General features: G+C 77.2%; 2 protein-coding genes. Both read right to left on the bottom strand.

Annotation, left to right across the window (positions count from 1 at the left end; all coding sequences use genetic code 11):
• Positions 1 to 124: 124 nt before the first annotated feature.
• On the bottom strand, positions 125 to 871 hold the full coding sequence (locus ACFU6K_RS38290) for an SDR family NAD(P)-dependent oxidoreductase (protein WP_380671176.1): 747 nt from the start codon (positions 869 to 871) through the stop codon (positions 125 to 127).
• Between the two features lie 25 nt (positions 872 to 896).
• Positions 897 to 1792, bottom strand: an 896-nt coding sequence (locus ACFU6K_RS38285; protein ID WP_380671174.1) for an ATP-NAD kinase family protein, incomplete at its 5' end; no start/stop codon positions are given.

Here is a 1792-nt window from a genome sequence, read left to right as displayed (position 1 = left end):
GTAGCGTACCGGCCGGGCGACCGGCACCGGTGGCCGGGCGGTCGGCCACCAGCGGTCGGGCGCCCGGCCGTCGGTGCTCTCGCGCCCGGACCGGGTCCTGGCGGGCGGTCGGGCGGTCAGGCGGTCAGGCGGTGCCGGCGCCGTCCACCGCGATGACCGCGCCGCTGACGAAGGCGGCGGCGTCGCTGGCGAGGAAGGCGACGGTCTGCGCGATGTCCCGGGGTTGGCCGATCCGGCCGAGCGGGCGGTCGGCGGCGTCGGTGTAGAAGGCGTCCGGGCTCTCGCCGAGTTGGCGGGCCTCCTCGGCGAGCATGCCGGTGTCGGTGTCGCCCGGGCAGACGCAGTTGACCCGGATGTTGTCCGGGCCGTGGTCGATGGCCATCGCCCGGGTCATGTTGACCACGGCGCCCTTGGAGGCGCAGTAGGAGACGGCCCGGCCGCCGCCCCTGATGCCCCAGCCGGAGCCGGTGTTGACGATGCTGCCGCCGCCGCTCGCGGCCATCAGCGGCACCACCAGCCCGCTGAGCAGCATGATCGAGCGGACGTTGACGGCCATCACCAGGTCCCAGTCCTCGTCGCTGATCTCGGTGACGGTGGAGCGGCGGATGATGCCCGCGTTGTTGAACAGCACGTCCACGCCGCCGTGTTGCTCGACGGCGGTGCGGACGGCCCGCTCGCAGTCGGCGCGCCGGGAGACGTCGCAGCGGACGAAGGTGCCGCCGATCTCCTTGGCGGCCTGTTCGCCGCGCTCGGCGTCGAGGTCCAGGAGGACGACGGCGGCGCCGAGTTCGGCGAGCAGGGCGGCGGTGGCCCGGCCGATGCCGGAGGCGGCGCCGGTGACGATCGCGCGCTTGCCGTGCAGGTCGATCATGGGGGAGCTCCTCTGGGGGTGGGGGTCAGGCGGAGAGGCGGTACACGGCGCCGGAGCGGCGGCCGGTGATCACCCGGACGTGGCCGGAGAAGGCGTCGTCCAGGTCGGGGTCGCCGGTGTCCAGCAGCAGCGGGCGGCCCGCCAGGGCGGCGAGCTTCGCCTCGGTGGCGAGCACCAGCAGCCGTTCCCGGCCCGCGGCGCGCAGCAGTTCGGGGGTGAGCTGCTGGTTTCCGCGGCCGAGCAGGAAGCCCTGGCCGCCGATCGGGGAGAGGGCGATGCAGGGGGTGGTGGGCAGGGCGCGCAGCTGGTCGGCCCGGGCGTCGCGGATCAGGAGGCGGGCGGCGGTGGCGAGGCCGTCGGCGTGGCCGGGGCCGAGGGCGCTCGCGGGGCCGAGCCGCAGCAGGTCGACGCCGGTGAGGCTGGCGCCCGGCGCGCCGAGCGCGGTGGCCACCGCGTAGGTGGTGCTGCCGGGCCCGAGGAGGAGCAGTCCGCCGGGGCCGACCCGTTCGGCGACCTCGGCGGCGAGGCCGGCCGGTGTTCCGGGGTCGGGCCCGGAGCTGCCGGTCTTGCGCTGCTGGACCCGGGCGGGCAGCACGGGGACGGTCAGTCGCCCGTACAGCCGGGCGGAGACCCGGCCGGCCCGCAGCGCGGCCTCGTCCCGGTCCACCACCTCGGCGGCCGTCAGCCGTACGCCGCGGCCGGCCGCCCAGGCCGCCGCGACCTCGGCGGCGGCCCGGGGGTGGACGGCGAACACGGCGGAGTGCATCTTCACCCCGGCGGGGATGCCGAGCACCGGCACCCGGGGCTCGGGTCCGAGCGCGTCCAGCACGTCGCGGGCGGTGCCGTCGCCGCCGCAGAACAGCAGCAGGTCGGCTCCGGCCGCGACCAGGGCGCGCACCGCCGCCCGGGTGTCGGCGGCGG

It is taken from the genome of Kitasatospora sp. NPDC057512 (assembly GCF_042802135.1).
In the GTDB taxonomy this organism is placed as follows: domain Bacteria; phylum Actinomycetota; class Actinomycetes; order Streptomycetales; family Streptomycetaceae; genus Kitasatospora.
The sequence above is the reverse complement of the archived record's forward strand: the minus strand, read 5'-3'. Positions and strand labels throughout refer to the sequence as shown.

Coding starts and splice junctions, on each gene's coding strand:
- ACFU6K_RS38290 (WP_380671176.1), bottom strand. CDS start 871: ATGATCGACCTGCACGGCAAGCGCGCGATCGTCACCGGCGCCGCCTCC.